The sequence below is a fragment of the Ruegeria sp. HU-ET01832 genome, from assembly GCF_040371315.1.
Taxonomy (GTDB): Bacteria; Pseudomonadota; Alphaproteobacteria; order Rhodobacterales; family Rhodobacteraceae; genus Ruegeria; species Ruegeria lacuscaerulensis_A.
This window is the reverse complement of record NZ_BAABWL010000004.1, coordinates 204,851-218,718: the sequence shown is the minus strand read 5'-3', so window position 1 is coordinate 218,718 and position 13,868 is coordinate 204,851. Positions and strand designations below refer to the sequence as shown.

Annotated in this window: 16 protein-coding genes and 1 tRNA gene; 3 read left to right on the top strand and 14 right to left on the bottom strand. The window is 52.9% G+C overall.

Annotated elements, in window-relative coordinates; genetic code table 11:
- Position 1: 1 nt before the first annotated feature.
- The 6 genes from ABWV79_RS13810 to ABWV79_RS13785 form a co-directional block, all read right to left on the bottom strand.
- On the bottom strand, positions 2 to 340 hold the full coding sequence (locus tag ABWV79_RS13810; protein ID WP_170353174.1) for a protein tyrosine phosphatase family protein: 339 nt from the start codon (positions 338 to 340) through the stop codon (positions 2 to 4).
- A 19-nt stretch (positions 341 to 359) separates the two neighbouring features.
- A complete protein-coding gene (locus ABWV79_RS13805; protein WP_353392627.1) occupies positions 360 to 1,241 on the bottom strand; it encodes an MBL fold metallo-hydrolase in 882 nt (293 codons plus the stop codon).
- Between the two features lie 36 nt (positions 1,242 to 1,277).
- On the bottom strand, positions 1,278 to 1,706 hold the full coding sequence (locus ABWV79_RS13800; RefSeq protein WP_170353176.1) for a DUF6691 family protein: 429 nt from the start codon (positions 1,704 to 1,706) through the stop codon (positions 1,278 to 1,280).
- A 4-nt stretch (positions 1,707 to 1,710) separates the two neighbouring features.
- Complete coding sequence (locus tag ABWV79_RS13795; RefSeq protein WP_170353177.1) at positions 1,711 to 2,142, bottom strand: YeeE/YedE family protein; 432 nt, start codon at positions 2,140 to 2,142, stop codon at positions 1,711 to 1,713.
- Positions 2,143 to 2,227: 85 nt separating this feature from the next.
- Positions 2,228 to 2,890 carry a Crp/Fnr family transcriptional regulator gene (locus tag ABWV79_RS13790; RefSeq protein WP_170353178.1) on the bottom strand — a complete coding sequence of 221 codons (663 nt, stop codon included), beginning with the start codon at positions 2,888 to 2,890 and terminating at the stop codon, positions 2,228 to 2,230.
- A 564-nt stretch (positions 2,891 to 3,454) separates the two neighbouring features.
- A complete protein-coding gene (locus ABWV79_RS13785) occupies positions 3,455 to 4,342 on the bottom strand; it encodes a LysR family transcriptional regulator (RefSeq protein ID WP_353392626.1) in 888 nt (295 codons plus the stop codon).
- A gap of 94 nt (positions 4,343 to 4,436) precedes the next feature.
- Here ABWV79_RS13785 and ABWV79_RS13780 point away from each other — a divergent pair, with 94 nt between their 5' ends.
- The gene (locus ABWV79_RS13780) at positions 4,437 to 4,667 is read left to right on the top strand and encodes a hypothetical protein (protein WP_353392625.1); all 231 of its coding nucleotides are present in this window, start codon (positions 4,437 to 4,439) and stop codon (positions 4,665 to 4,667) included.
- Positions 4,668 to 5,095: 428 nt separating this feature from the next.
- On the opposite strand, the gene ABWV79_RS13775 is transcribed toward ABWV79_RS13780, so the two are convergent.
- From ABWV79_RS13775 to ABWV79_RS13760, 4 genes are all read right to left on the bottom strand, one after another.
- Entirely contained in the window at positions 5,096 to 5,917 is an 822-nt protein-coding gene (locus ABWV79_RS13775) for a methyltransferase domain-containing protein (protein WP_353392624.1), read from the bottom strand.
- Positions 5,918 to 6,109: 192 nt separating this feature from the next.
- Positions 6,110 to 6,907 (bottom strand): methyltransferase domain-containing protein, encoded by a 798-nt coding sequence (locus ABWV79_RS13770; protein WP_353392623.1) that lies wholly within the window; start codon positions 6,905 to 6,907, stop codon positions 6,110 to 6,112.
- A gap of 170 nt (positions 6,908 to 7,077) precedes the next feature.
- Complete coding sequence (locus ABWV79_RS13765) at positions 7,078 to 7,713, bottom strand: class I SAM-dependent DNA methyltransferase (protein WP_353392622.1); 636 nt, start codon at positions 7,711 to 7,713, stop codon at positions 7,078 to 7,080.
- Between the two features lie 258 nt (positions 7,714 to 7,971).
- The gene (locus ABWV79_RS13760) at positions 7,972 to 9,879 is read right to left on the bottom strand and encodes a bifunctional 2',3'-cyclic-nucleotide 2'-phosphodiesterase/3'-nucleotidase (RefSeq protein WP_496905845.1); all 1,908 of its coding nucleotides are present in this window, start codon (positions 9,877 to 9,879) and stop codon (positions 7,972 to 7,974) included.
- Between ABWV79_RS13760 and ABWV79_RS13755 the strand changes: the two genes are divergently transcribed.
- Complete coding sequence (locus ABWV79_RS13755) at positions 9,845 to 10,000, top strand: hypothetical protein (RefSeq protein ID WP_353392620.1); 156 nt, start codon at positions 9,845 to 9,847, stop codon at positions 9,998 to 10,000. The genes ABWV79_RS13760 and ABWV79_RS13755 overlap by 35 nt on opposite strands.
- A 444-nt stretch (positions 10,001 to 10,444) precedes the next feature.
- Here the strand turns inward: ABWV79_RS13755 and ABWV79_RS13750 are convergent, their stop codons facing one another.
- Together ABWV79_RS13750 and ABWV79_RS13745 are read right to left on the bottom strand one after the other, a co-directional pair.
- Positions 10,445 to 10,936: a P-loop nucleotide/nucleoside kinase family protein gene (locus ABWV79_RS13750; protein WP_353392618.1), complete on the bottom strand. Its 492-nt coding sequence runs from the start codon at positions 10,934 to 10,936 to the stop codon at positions 10,445 to 10,447.
- Between the two features lie 16 nt (positions 10,937 to 10,952).
- Entirely contained in the window at positions 10,953 to 11,852 is a 900-nt protein-coding gene (locus ABWV79_RS13745; RefSeq protein WP_353392617.1) for a LysR family transcriptional regulator, read from the bottom strand.
- 96 nt (positions 11,853 to 11,948) lie between these two features.
- Here ABWV79_RS13745 and ABWV79_RS13740 point away from each other — a divergent pair, with 96 nt between their 5' ends.
- Positions 11,949 to 12,596: a class I SAM-dependent methyltransferase gene (locus ABWV79_RS13740; RefSeq protein ID WP_353392616.1), complete on the top strand. Its 648-nt coding sequence runs from the start codon at positions 11,949 to 11,951 to the stop codon at positions 12,594 to 12,596.
- 299 nt (positions 12,597 to 12,895) lie between these two features.
- Here ABWV79_RS13740 and ABWV79_RS13735 read toward each other — a convergent pair whose 3' ends face one another.
- Together ABWV79_RS13735 and ABWV79_RS13730 are read right to left on the bottom strand one after the other, a co-directional pair.
- Positions 12,896 to 13,312 (bottom strand): universal stress protein, encoded by a 417-nt coding sequence (locus ABWV79_RS13735; protein WP_353392614.1) that lies wholly within the window; start codon positions 13,310 to 13,312, stop codon positions 12,896 to 12,898.
- A gap of 412 nt (positions 13,313 to 13,724) precedes the next feature.
- Positions 13,725 to 13,800 (bottom strand) — tRNA-Thr (locus ABWV79_RS13730).
- Positions 13,801 to 13,868: the final 68 nt, after the last annotated feature.

Here is a 13,868-nt window from a genome sequence, read left to right as displayed (position 1 = left end):
GCTACGCCGCAGTGCCTCGTAGTGCGCGCCACAGCGCTGCAGCGCGCTGACCGCTTCGGCAGTAGCCAAGGACAGGCTCAGGCAGCTCTGCCAACGCCTTAGAAAACTCAATGTGGTTCGCTTCTGTTGCGCCGGAGTGTTTGACCGGCACATAGCGAGCTTGAAGACCTTGAGCCTTGGCGCAGTCTTGGATCTCGCCGAAGGTAGGCTGACCCTTTTCTTCGCCGTCAGGACGGACACAGATTAACGACCGAAATCCAAGCGTTTTGACTTCCGCAAAGTCATCGGTCTCTAATTGGCCGCAAGTACTGAAGTCGTCGGAAACTTGGGTGATTTCCATCGCTCTCATCCTTTCAAAATCAGAGTTTGTCGACCGGGATCTTGAGCATGGGGTTGCCGTCTACGTCCGTTGGCACCTCACCCGCACGCATATTTACCTGAAGTGATGGGATGATCAGCTTCGGCATTGCCAGCTGAGCATCTCGTTCTGTGCGGAACTTGACGAACTCTTCTTTTGATTTGCCACCGCCAACGTGGATGTTGTGGGCTTTCTCATCGCCGACAGTTGTTTCCCAGGCAATGTCCCGCCCGTTTGGTCCGTAGTCATGACACATGAAAAGTCGTGTTTCGTCCGGCAAGCTCAGGACTTTTTGAATGCTGTCGTAAAGCGTTGCTGCATCGCCTCCTGGAAAATCTGCGCGCGCTGATCCCCCATCCGGCATGAACAAAGTATCGCCCACAAAAGCCGCATCCCCTGCAACATGTACCATGCAAGCCGGCGTATGGCCGGGGGTGTACATTGTAAACACCTGCATATTGCCAACCATGTACGCATCGCCGTCTTCGAAAAGCTGATCGAACTGGCTGCCATCACGCTGGAACTCGGTACCTTCGTTGAAGACCTTTCCAAACGTGTCCTGCACGATCATGATCTTTGAACCAATGCCGATTTTTCCCCCAAGCTTTTCTTGGATATACGGCGCCGCACTCAAATGATCGGCGTGAACATGGGTCTCAATGATCCATTCCAAATTCAGATCTTGGCTTACGATCTGGCGGATGAGCTCGTCTGCGTGATCGTAAGTGATGCGCCCGGCAGCGTAATCAATGTCCATTACGCTGTCGACAATGGCACATGAGTTCGAGGTTGGATCCTTTACAATATAGCTGATGGTGTTCGTTGCCTCATCGAAGAAGGCCTGAACGTCCGGCTTGATGTTTATGTTCGAGTGATACGTCATCTAACTTTACTCCTGAGAGTTTGAGGCAAAGGGTGATTACGCCGCCGACTTAACAGGACGCGCGAAAAGGAGCCTGCGCAGTACAAACCCGGCAAGAACGGCAACCAGAAAGAGAGCGACTTCCCAACGCCCGGTGCCAAGTGCCGGTATAGCAGCGCCGGGGCAGAAGCCTGCAATTCCCCAACCGACGCCAAAGAGAGCAGAACCACCAACCAGTCGCTTGTCTACGGCCGTCGCGCTTGGAATCTGAAAACGCCCGCCAAAGAGCGGCGTTGTTTGCCGCCAGGCAAGTCTGTAGCCGAAGAAAGTGACCAGAAGCGCACCACCCATAACAAAGGCGAGGCTAGGATCCCACGTCCCGGCAATATCGAAGAAATTCAAAACTTTGGCCGGATCCATCATGCCCGAAACAGCGATACCAACGCCAAAGATCAGGCCAGCAAACAAAGCAAAAACAAGTTTCATTGCTTTATACTCCAAAGACATGACGGATCAGGAAGACTGTGATTGCAGTTGTGACCATGAAGGTCGGCACTGCCACCAAAGAGCGAACAGACAGCCGAGATAGTCCGCAAACTCCATGCCCTGACGTGCAGCCAGATCCGAGACTGGCGCCCAGACCGACGATCACACCGCCGATCACGATCATAATCGGGCTGACAGGTACCGTAAGTTCAGGCATTGCACCGGTCGCAGCATAGATCAGGCCCGGTGCGAGCATCATTCCCACAACCAAGGCTGTTCGCCAGGCGAATTCCTCGCGGTTTTCTGGGAATGCCAAGCCAGACAATATGCCCGTTGCACCCATGATCCGTCCCAGTCCGAGCATCAAAAGCACGGATCCAAGTCCAATTGCGAGCCCCCCTCCAAATGAGGCGATCGGCGTAAACGCGGTTTCCATCAGGCGTCTCCGGTTGTTCATGTTGCAACCTGATTACCGGCCGGCACCTTACTTTTCAGTGACAATGTCACTTAACGCAAAGAATTCATGCGCTGTTCGCCAAACGCTCTAATTGAGGTTTGTTCTGGAGGGTGATCCGCCCCCTCGTCTGAAGGATAAGTCCTCGCTTTTGAAAATCATTCAGTATGCGTGAAACGACCTCACGCGCTGTCCCTAACTCGTTTGCTAAAGCCTGATGCGTCGCCTGGATTTCGGAATGGCCTTCTCCTAGCGCCAAAAGGCGCTCTGCCAGTCGAACATCCATTCTGCCAAAGGCGACATCGTCGACCACGCGCAAAAGATCAATCAACCGACGAGAATAAGCCGAGAAAACGAAACCGCGAAAACTGTCTTCTTCAGCAGCCAGCCTATCAAATGAAGTTTTAGGTAATGTGATAGCCGTAACGTCGGTCTCGGCAATTCCCTCAGCATTATAAGCTTCCTCGGACAGCATGCAGGCGGTGGTCAGCACGCAGCTCTCTCCAGCTTCAACGCGATACAGCACGATTTCTCGCCCGGCATCAGAACTTTGAGAAACGCGTATGCGGCCGCCATACAAAAACATCAGACTGTCTGGGATGTTGTCGGGTCCAAAAACTTGCTGACCCTGCTTGTATGTAACGACGCGTGCTTCATGTAGAAGCTTATCCCTGACCCGCCGAGGTAGATTTCTCGTGCCAAGAAAGCTTTCGGTCCAATCTCCCTTCAATTTATGTCCTATGCTCTGTGCGTTCGGTTCACTGGTTCCCTACAAAGATGCGGTGGCACGCGATCTGGATCAATGGCTCTCTTCGTTTTTGTAGCCAGCTAGATCCGAGCATCGCCCAACATTGACCCGCCCGACCTGCCATTAACGCACGGCTCAGCGCTTTGGCCGCTTCGGGCTCAAGGCAGTCATCTGAGTCTTTTCGTCAGACGACGGCTTAGGAACGGATAGCGATCATTGTTGGTGGTCATTTCGAGAAATTTCGCCTGAAGGTCTGCATTGAACGGCAGAGTCGCGGACAAAGTTGCCATTAGCTGCACTGCGGCGCCAAAAGACCATTTGAACGTCTGGTCTGTGGCCGGAGCGGTCGTCTGCCTCGGGTGAGTTTATAACCGCAGTTAGCCGGAAGCGGACGTGACCAACGGGAATTTCCGTTTGAGGGAGCGTAGGCAGGTTAGCCGGAGAGCGGTCGCTCGGGGCGCAATTCATAGACAGTCGGTGTGCGGATGAAAACGCAATCAAAGTGACTGACCGCCGTAATTCATTATTCCGGTTCAAGGGAAGCTTCTACCAGAAAATGGCAGCATAGCGGTGCGCGAAGAACTTCGCGAAGGCCTTTATTTCGGGGCGACGATAAGCCTCTGGCGCAATCAGCATCAAATGCTCCGAGTTCATCTCCTCGAGCGGCGCAAAGCATTGAATGAGCGTGTCATCGCTTTCGGCAAGTTTCACGTTTATGATGCCAAGGCCATGACCCGACCGGATGGCGGCATGCATCAGATCCAGCTCGGAATAGGTTTGCCTGATCTGATCAGGTTCCGCATAGCGGATCAGCCAATCGTGAAAGGCTGACGGCACGCCTTCACGTAGGAAGCTGACAAAAGTATGGTTGAACAAGTCTTCGACCGAGGTCGGCAACCCGTGTTTTTCGGCGTATGAATGGGATCCGAAAAGCGCGTAGCGCGCGGTGCTGATCTTGCGGCAGATGAGGTCTGGATGGGGAGAGCTTTTCGTCACTCGCAGTGCTATATCCGCTTCGCCAGCCGATAGATCCAGGACTTCGACGCTGGGCAGGAATTCGAAGCTGACATCGGGGCGGAGCAAAGAGAACTCGTTGAAGATCGTTGCGACTCGGGGCGAGAAGTTGCCGGAATAGGCCGTGATCCGGATCGGCCTGGTGCTGCGCAACGTTTCGACTGTCTCGACCAGACAGATCGCCGCCGCTTCGATTTCTTCCGCCTTCTGCAGGATCGCTCGTGCTGTTTCGGTCGGCCGGAAGCCGCGCGTGTCCCGCTCGAACAAGGTTACGCCAAGCTCATGCTCAAGCGCCTCAATGCGGCGCGCAACAGTTGGCTGGGCCATGCCGAGCTTGGGCGAGGCAGCCAAGGTGGACCCCGCGCGCACGACAGCAAGAAAGACCCTGATGTCTGACCAGCTCCGGAATGCGCTCTTCATTTTTGTAGAATAGCACATCGCCGCGGCCGATACCGGAAAATCCCGCATCAACTACAGTGGGAGAACCTTCGCAGCAGCAAAAAAGGCCCGAGAGATGAACGCATTCAAGACCAGCGCCCGCACAGTCCCGCCGCTTCAAAAGGCTCTTGGCTTCATCCAGCGTGTATTCAACTTCGCCCCGCGCTCCCGCTCTGAGGAAACGCAGCCCGATGACGCCCGGGCCCGGCGGGAATTCATCTGGGACGTCCTTTCCCGCAACCCGGACGCCTTCTCCAGCGATGCCGATGTCCAAAGTATGATGAGTATGTATCCCGGCAGGTACTGACTAGTTCGGGCCCGACCTTGAGCGTAAATATGCGGGCGCCGATTTGGTTTTCTATGTACCTTTATTTGGCCTAGGGCTCGTGGCGCACGCGATGGCCGCTTCGTGGGCCGCGGCGGTGCTCAGTGCAGCCTTGGGAATTACCGTTTACTGGCCCGTCGCGTGTCTTTGGACCGTTAAGGCGGCTCGGGGCGCTGAGGGCTTGGGTTTTGCCCAAGGAGGAGTAATATCGGTTAGTCCTACCCGTGATCGCAGGCTGGGGTGTACTCGCATTCGTTTTGCTTCTGCTAGTCGCGAAATAGAGATGGAACTTGAGACCTGCGCATTGGAACTAATACCGGCGTCCGCTTTGAGCCCGAAACAGACATCACAAGCTCAAATATAAGCTTAACCCACCCTGTTGCTCTCCGCAGAACACTTATTTGATTAAATTACGCCGTGGCTGAAACTATAGCAGCAGGTATTGGCACTCTCCAGGGAGCGACTGAGCCAAATTCCACCTGAACAGCCTTGGCTATCGCAGTCCTAATCGCAGAAGCATTTTCGGCAGGCTGTGATCTAAGCAAAAGCGCACCTCTTACGGTGCCATCGTGAAAATAGTCAAAGGGAGTGGCAGGATCTGAAACTTCCCAAACGCTACTTGAAGATCGCATTTGAGGTTCAGTAAATCCGGCTGCTACCAAAATCGGATAAGCGTGTTCAGGATTTGCGAAAGCATGAAGAGGCGGCCCAGGAGGCAAAGAAACCTCTTTACTTCCATATCTTTCAATGGCTCCAAAAACTATTCGGAATGCGGCTGATGTCTCAGGAGATTCCCATACTGAGTAAACAAAGCGGCCGCCAGGTTTCAAAACTCTTTTCGCCTCCTTTATTGCGGCTTCGGCATTTGGGATGTGAAGAATGCCAAACCCCATTGTTACTGCATCGAACGAATTGTCTGCGAAAGGCAAAGTGGTTGCATCACCTTTCACAAAATCCACCATCGGCACTTCCCGACGTGCAATTTCGAGCATTGCTGGAGAGAAATCTAAACCGGTAACGTCAGCCCCTACAGTTGCGAGCCCCTTTGCAACAATTCCCTGGCCACAACAAACATCAAGCGCAACGGAGCCGTTCGTTACACATGAGGTTTCTACAATATCGGTCACACATTGTTCTGCCGCCGAAGCAAATCCCTCTGCATAGGCTTCTGCCGTTTTTGGCTCTGACCAGCCCTTCAACTCGGCCTTGCCGAACTCAGCGAAATTTTCCATTTCGATCTCCAGTCGCCATTGAGGGAGACGCTAACATTAGAGAAACTCAAAATCTAATCTTCCGTTTGGCGTTGCCGTCGTGAAACGGTCGATCATTTCACAGAAGGCAACTTTGCCCACACAGCTAACGCTCGACGACATCGTGGGGCAGCTTCGCCCACGAAGGCGAAGATTGGTAAGTATGGTCCATTTCTAGGCTGGATTTTGTCCTGTCACAACGAATTGCGGTGATACGAGCATATAGCTGCCGCAAGCCATTGCTTGCTCAACCAGTTCTACAATTTCATCGATTTTTGATGCAGCAAGCGTTCCGCTTTCGTGAGCATACTTTGCCATGTTGCGGACCATTCCCAAGAGACGACCGTCCACATCTGCATTCGCAAAGATTGAAATTTGGACGTTCTGAAAGCCTGCATCCAGAAATGTGCTGTATAGCTTCCTGCCCATGTCCGAGGTTCGGCAGGCATTCGATGCTGCTTTCACGAAAGCACGCCAAGCATCGTGCTCAACCGGCTCAGCGACCATGATGAACCAATCTCCGTCAACCGCATGTGCCAGGCCACCTGGTCGAAGTACCCTACGAAACTCTTTCAGCGTTTGGACTGGGTCGTCGACATACATCATCGTGTTGCGCGCGGTTATCCGATCCAGCGCTCCGTCTGTAAGCGGCAGCGAAACTCCGTCGCATTGATGTGTAGTAAGACGCCTGGCTAAACCAGCTTTGGCAGCATTCTGTTTGGTTAGGGCGAGGAACTCTGCGTTGATGTCGAGGGCATGAACATGTCCGTTTTTGCCTACCCGGTTGGCAAGCTCCACAGCGACATTGCCCGGGCCGCATCCAAAGTCCGCAACCGTTTGTCCCAACGAAATTCGAGCGGTCTCGTATAACGCCTCCGCCGCATCATCCCACCGGAAACCATCCTTGTAAGCCGACATGCGATCAGGATCGATGTCTCGCCAATGCGCTTTGTAGAACGGTTCGTCGGCCAAATCTCAGTACCTTATCCGTGTACACCAACTTACTTAGCACAATTGAAAGGCTGAAGTCTGTGAAGTCCTGGAATCCGATCAAGGCGCGACTGATCCTAATACAGCCAAGACATCGACGAGAACAAACGAACGCATACCGATCAGAATGTGCGTCGCCCAAGGTCGAGCCCTCACGAAGTGACTTCATAAGCGAATATTCGGGCAATCACGTGAGGTTCGCTGATCGTAAAAGGTCTGAAAGCTTCGCTCTTCTCAGAAAGCTTCCAGAGGCCATCGGTCTCAAGCCTATCCATTTTCTCACGAAAGCCGTGATGCTCATATATGTCGTCGCGGACGTTGAAGACAATATGGCCACGCCGCTTCACGACGCGGATTAATTCATCAAAGCTGGAATGCGGAGCATGTCCTTCGGTGAATACGCCAGTAACGATGGCCCCAGAAAAGGTGTCGGACGCGAAGTCAAGTGCCTCGCCCATCACCATTCGGTACAACTCGGAAAAAACGCCTGTTTCGTGCGCCTTGCTAAGCATTGCGTTCGAAAGATCGATTCCCACTAGATCGCGGTAACCCAGAATATGAAGGTTCTCCGAAGCCAAACCAGTTCCGCAACCCGCATCAAGAACTTTGCCGCCGGTTGGGACCCACCTTGCAAAAAACGCCGTAGCAAGAACAGGCAGTCGGAATCCCATTGCCGCGTTGTCAGCATCGTATGTTTCGGCCCATTCGTCATACTGGGATTCAAGAGCATCATTGCCGCGAACGGTAAAAGCAGACGACAAGTTGTTGCTGGCTACTCGGTCGGGCATTTCTCTCACCTATCTCGTCGTGGGTAGCAACCTAGCCTGTTCATTGATTAAGCGGAAGCGGCCTTAAGCTAGCGTCTGTTTTGTCCCGCAGAGCGGTCATTAGCGAAAATTCTGCGAACGTCTGCACCGAGCCCAAAGCAGACGTTCATTCTGACCACTGATAGCTTTTGAACATCGCAGGCGGGCGGTCAGCATAAGCCAGATGATAGCTGCTTTAGTTGACCCCCAGCTCCCCCAAAGTATGCAAATGAGATTGAACTAGAGCTTGATGCGGAAAGCCGCGAAACCGTCTGTGCCTTCTCCGGCCTCTTCGATTGAAACGCCTTTGACGTCGCCAATGTAGTCTCGGGCCTTTGGGCCGGTTTCGAAAAGAACGGTTGTGTTCTCAAGAGGCGCAAAGGACCAATTGGCGTCGGCTTTTGGGTTGATCGTTCCCTGTTCAACAATATAGCGCACAATGACGTCGCGATTGGTGTCTGGGGCCTCGAATACGATTGTATCACCCAGTGCGCCAGGGAACGAACCGCCGCCCGATGCACGATAATTGTTGGTGGCAATGATGAACTCCATGTCATCAGTGACCGGTTCACCTTGGAAGGACAAGTTCACAATTCGGGCTGCATCGGGATTCGCCACTTCGCCCTTTGGTCCAAAGCGCGGCGGTTTTGACAGGTCGATCTGATATGTCACACCATCCATTACATCGAAATTGTAAGACGGAAACTCAGGATTCAGTAGAACCGCGTCTTCTGAGCCTGACTCGATCGTGTTGAACATTCCGGCCGATCGCTCCAGCCAACCACGCAGCTGAACACCGTTCACTCGCACCGCGCGCACCGTATTTGGATAGAGATACAGATCAGCCACATTTTTTATGGCAACATCCCCAACCGGGACATCGGTGTAATAGTCGGGGCCTCCGCGACCACCCGCCTTGAACGGCGCCGCCGCTGACAGGATCGGCAAACCTTCATGCTCGGTGCCTTTTAGCATTTCTTCGACATACCATTTCTGCGCGATTGAAACGATCTGAACAGACGGATCATCAGCAACCAGCGCGAAATAGCTGTGCAATGGAGCGGATGTCTTGCCAACTGCTCGACGGACATAGGCGAGCGTTTCGTCGTGATCCTTCGCAACCGAGTCGAGAACCTTCTGATCGTCTCCGACCAAAGCGGTGATTGAGCGGTCTTCATTGCGTTGGGAAATCGCACGGGCCTCAGACGTAGTGGTAACCACACGCCACTCATTTCCTTCCCGTTCCAGCAGCAGATCCAGCAAACCAAGATGTGAACCCCAGAAGCCGCCCATGACAGCAGGTTTGCCCATAAGGGTGCCCTTTTCGACATCGATGCCGGGTCGGTCCGAAAATGTCGGCGAGGGGAAGACAAGGTGATTGTGGCCCGTGACCAACGCGTCGATCCCGTCAACACCCGCCAAAACGACTGATGCGTTTTCCATACCGTCGACATGATTGGCGTCGCCGATCCCAGAGTGTGAAAGGGCGATGACTAGGTCACAACCTTGTTCTTTCATCTCTGGCACGTATGCCCGCGCGGTTTCGACGATATCGCGGGTTTGAACATTGCCTTCCAGGTGCTTTCGATCCCAGTTCATGATCTGCGGCGGCGTAAATCCAATTACTCCAATTTTGATCGAGTGCTTAGCCCCATCGCCCATTTCGATTTCACGGTCGATGATTGCATAAGGCTTGATCAGCGTTTTGTCGTCACGCGGAGTTGCACCTTGTGCCTTTGAAACATTGGCCAAAACGACCGGGAACTCCGCACCCGCGAGTGATTTTTCCAGGAAATCCAGCCCGTAGTTGAATTCGTGATTGCCCAGAGTTGCGGCATCATAGCCAACGATGTTGAACGCGGTGATAATGGGGTGGGCGTCCCCTTCTTTCATGCCACGCTCATAGGCGATGTAGTCACCCATCGGGTTCCCTTGAAGAAAGTCACCATTGTCGACCAAGATCGAATTTGTCGCCTCAAAGCGAATTTCGTTGATGATTGAGGCCGTACGGGACAAGCCCACGGTGTCACGGGGTTTGTCAGCATAATAGTCATAAGGGAACACATGGACGTGGATGTCGGTTGTTTCCATAATGCGCAAATGCGCTTGGTTGTTGGCAGCCAAAACTGAAAAAGGATGCAAGGTGATCGCCGCTGCACCGGCTGTTGTTGCAAGAAACTGGCGACGCGAAATTGACGAGCGGCTGGAAAATGACATGGGTGACCTTTCGAATTGGCTGGCAACGAGAATTGTTGCCGCTTTTGCATAACGATCTTATGACAGTATTTCCTATCACATCTTGCAGACTTATTTCAGGGGTTTTGGACGAGCACCAAGCACCAACTCAGGGCAGTTGTTAAGTGATTGCGTCCGGTGAAACCAAGCTAGGAGTGTTTTGACAACGTATTTGCAAAATACTCAGTGCCATTTACCTTCGTCCGTGCTGCATTGACGGCGCTGAACTATTCTGAAGGTGGTCGCTGGAGCCAGTACTGGCCAGTGCGTTGCTCGAGCCCGCCAGTGACGTACGTTAACCAATAATCGGTGTAAACGACATTGCGGTTTTGCCTTCGCCTTGAGCCATGAAGGACACACACGCATGCACCTCTTGTTGCCGCGCGTACTCCGGACTTGAGACCCCGTGAAAGCTGTCTGTGAGCATTAGCCATCCGTCGATGCAGAGTAGGTGCTCGAAACATGTTTGGTGCCGCCGCTACTGACGGTGAGTTATGATGTTGAAACCTTCTTCGGGTAATGGTGGCACGAAATGCCGCGCAATACGGCGATATTGATCTTCTGTTGGTGCAAAGGCATGCGCGCCTTCTCTGTTGCGCTTATGCAGCCTGTGCAGACAAACTTCATCTGGCAAATCCAAAAAGTGAAGGTGGTGCTGCGCAGCCGTGTCTTTCAGCAAGTCGCGCATCCAAGCTCTATTTTCAACTGTGTTCGCTGGAAAATCGAGAACCACTGAAACGCCAGCCTTCAGCAAAGAAGCCACGTGACGCCCCATGACCGGTCGCAGTTTCCAAGCGCAATTCACGTAGTCCTGCAGGGACTTCATCTGGTCGCCAAACAGGGTGCTAAGCCATTCATCTTCTGAAATGAGCACGACTGCGTCTCTTTCCGCTAGTTCCGCTGCCAGAGTAGATTTTCCAGAAGCGACTTTGCCGCATAGCAAGTGAAGCGTTGGAATAGCCTGTGACATAGAACGAACTCCCGGATTACCTGATGGTCCCTGCGCTAAGTTGGTCCGCCAGTTGATCAAATACCAACCTGATCCTTCGTGCGGTATGTAACTCGGAGTGTGTCGCCAGCCAAATCGGGAACTTAAACGGCTCGCGGTCGGGGAGCACGCGCTCCACACCAGGTGTTAAGGCAGCCACATCATCCGACATTACACTTATGCCAAAACCTTGGCGCACCAGTTGCCAGGATACAATCCCGCTTTGTGAGCCAATCCTGAAGCTCTTTCGGGTTACTTTAATGCCCGCCGGATCGAGAAAACCGATCATCGTGTCGATGTCCCCAAACCCGACAAAGTCCAATTTCGCAAGTTCGTTTTCATTTTTTGGCCGTCCCACCTGATCAAGGTACGAAGGTGCTGCGTAAAAATGGGCCGTGGCCTCGGCGACGAGCTTTGCTGTCAGATCCGGCTGAGTTGGACGCACATGTCGGATGGCGATATCAGCCTCACGTCGCTGTATGTCTCGTATGTCATTTGCAGCAACGATGTCGATCTCTAGTCGCGGTGCCGCAAGTCGGATCTTTTTCAGTATAGGTGGCAGCTGATAGGCAGACATCACATCGGACGCAGTAATCCTGACTTGCCCTTCAACAGCTTGCGACTGGCTTGTCGCAGTAAGAGAAATCCTGTTCGCCACATCTGCCATTTCTCTGACATGCAACAAAAGCTCGGCGCCAGCAGTCGTCAAATTGAGCGACTTGCCGACTCTTTCAAACAGAGTGATGCCAAGGGCCGTTTCCAGCGCAGCAACTTGACGGCCAACAGTGGGTTGAGTTTGCTCAAGAACGCGTGCCGCTGCGGAAAACGAGCCTTCTTCGGCTGTCGCAAGAAAGGACCGTACCTGGTTCCAGTCGAAATTGATTGCATTCCAGTTCATGCATTTATGCATAACACTTCTGCAAATTGCGGCAATTCCATAAATGATTGTTTGGAAGTAAAGGATACGGCGACAACCTTTTTTAAGAGTAATGAAATGACTGCTTTGTCCAAGGATGCCGCGTTCTGGAGCAATATCTCGCAAAAGTATGCGGCAGACCCAATCCGCAACATGGAAGGGTATCTGAAAACACTCGAGCTCACTAAGTCGTACCTGAAAGCGGAGGACAACGTACTGGAAATCGGGTGCGGGACGGGTTCAACCGCGCTGCTGCTTGCACCGCATGTCGCCCATGTCACTGCCACGGATCTCGCTCCGGGCATGATCAAGATTGCCGATGAGAAGCGTGCTAAAGAAGGATTGGAGAACGTCACTTTCAAGGTGGCTGAAGTTCTTGAGCACGGTTTAGATGAAGGTTCTTACGATGCGATCTTGGCGCATAATTTGCTTCATCTTCTGCCTGATTTGGACCAAGCGCTCGAGCACATTTCGGCGCTTACAAAACCCGGTGGGCTTTTCATATCCAAAACCGTCTGCGCACCTGAGAGCGGTGGTTTCAAGTATGCGATGATCAGTCGGATCGCCATCCCAATCATGCAGGCTCTTGGGAAAGCCCCGTTTGTGCATTTTGTGTCTGGATCAGTGCTTGAAAGGAAAATCGCGTCCGCAGGCTTCGACGTGCTTTATACTTCTGATCAAGCCTCAATGCTTCAGAGCCGCTATATTGTCGCGCAAAAATCTTGAAGTTTTAGTTCGTTTAGCTGCATCCGTCGAAACGATCTTTGCGTAAACTTGCACGATACTTTCATACTGGAAGGAACGGAGTTACCTCGGCCTGCTTGTACCTTAAGAGTGTTGTTGCGAAAGGCCGTTTTATCCGCAAAGCGGACATTGACGATGCAATCCGTTGATGGCTGCTTTCACCGAAAAGCGGTCATTCGTGCAAAGCGCAGCGAGCGACTGCGTTGAGCCCGCTGCTGACGTGAAATCGACCCAAGCGTTCGGTTTTTTCAGACCACGGACTTTGCTCGATACGGCCAGGTTTAGCTGCGGACCAAGAAGACCGATGCGTCGGCGTGAGAAGCAACTCGTCCACCATTAGATGGCCAGATATAGTCCGCGACACCCGGTTTGTGCGTCGCCATCACTACAAGATCCGCGCCGGTCTCTTTCACGGCCTTGAGCAGAACGTCGTCGATGTCGGTCGTGGGATCATGGGCAATCATCATCTTGTGAGACACGGCATGCCCATATTGGTTTGCCTGTCCCTCCGTGAAATCAACCAACTTTTTCTCATATTCGGCCGGCGTGTGACCCAATGTGGTGGGAGCTGACATGGTCGCCCCGACGTAGCAGACTTTCGAATTGTGAATGCGTGCCAGGTCAGCGGCACAAGACAGGGCCAGCCCAAGGCTCTCTTCACGCTCCAAATCGACCGGAACCATTATGAGTCCAAACATTTCTTCCTCCCAAACAATTCTCCCCGTGCAGAAAGCAATTGGCCAACCCGCCAAGTTTGAAAACGGGTGCCGCATGTCGGGATCTGCTGATTCGGTGTTCGAACTTAGCAATGCATCGCGTTCGCAGATTTGATGTAACTCAAGAAGCTCCATCGGCGCGAAACCCGGCCGAACTGAATGCTGGCTTGTCCGCTAAGCGGACGCTCAGTCAGGTTTGGCGACGGTCCGCTCCTGAGCCAAAGCGGACGTGCTAAATAGTATGGCCATTCTTACAGTGGGAAGTGGGCGATGGGCATGGAATTGAAACCAGCCCAGGATCATCAGGCATCAACAAAAATTCGGGGGACAATTCAGGGGATGAATATCAAGCTGATCATTAAAATTTTAAAAATTAATACATTACAATGATATTTGGTGCCTCAAGAGGGACTCGAACCCCCGACCTTGTCCTTACGAAGGACCTGCTCTACCAGCTGAGCTATTGAGGCAGCGGGGGACCGTTTAAACCGTCTCGCCCTGACGTGCAAGACTTGTTCGGCAGGGCTTTTAGGCGTGC

Bases quoted from the DNA above. Each gene is read 5' to 3' on its own strand.
- ABWV79_RS13765 (WP_353392622.1), bottom strand. From the start codon at position 7,713: ATGCCCGACCGAGTAGCCAGCAACAACTTGTCGTCTGCTTTTACCGTT.
- ABWV79_RS13780 (WP_353392625.1), top strand. From the start codon at position 4,437: ATGAACGCATTCAAGACCAGCGCCCGCACAGTCCCGCCGCTTCAAAAG.
- ABWV79_RS13735 (WP_353392614.1), bottom strand. From the start codon at position 13,312: ATGTTTGGACTCATAATGGTTCCGGTCGATTTGGAGCGTGAAGAGAGC.
- ABWV79_RS13810 (WP_170353174.1), bottom strand. From the start codon at position 340: ATGGAAATCACCCAAGTTTCCGACGACTTCAGTACTTGCGGCCAATTA.
- ABWV79_RS13795 (WP_170353177.1), bottom strand. From the start codon at position 2,142: ATGGAAACCGCGTTTACGCCGATCGCCTCATTTGGAGGGGGGCTCGCA.
- ABWV79_RS13785 (WP_353392626.1), bottom strand. From the start codon at position 4,342: ATGAAGAGCGCATTCCGGAGCTGGTCAGACATCAGGGTCTTTCTTGCT.
- ABWV79_RS13775 (WP_353392624.1), bottom strand. From the start codon at position 5,917: ATGGAAAATTTCGCTGAGTTCGGCAAGGCCGAGTTGAAGGGCTGGTCA.
- ABWV79_RS13745 (WP_353392617.1), bottom strand. From the start codon at position 11,852: ATGAACTGGAATGCAATCAATTTCGACTGGAACCAGGTACGGTCCTTT.
- ABWV79_RS13800 (WP_170353176.1), bottom strand. From the start codon at position 1,706: ATGAAACTTGTTTTTGCTTTGTTTGCTGGCCTGATCTTTGGCGTTGGT.
- ABWV79_RS13750 (WP_353392618.1), bottom strand. From the start codon at position 10,936: ATGTCACAGGCTATTCCAACGCTTCACTTGCTATGCGGCAAAGTCGCT.
- ABWV79_RS13805 (WP_353392627.1), bottom strand. From the start codon at position 1,241: ATGACGTATCACTCGAACATAAACATCAAGCCGGACGTTCAGGCCTTC.
- ABWV79_RS13740 (WP_353392616.1), top strand. From the start codon at position 11,949: ATGACTGCTTTGTCCAAGGATGCCGCGTTCTGGAGCAATATCTCGCAA.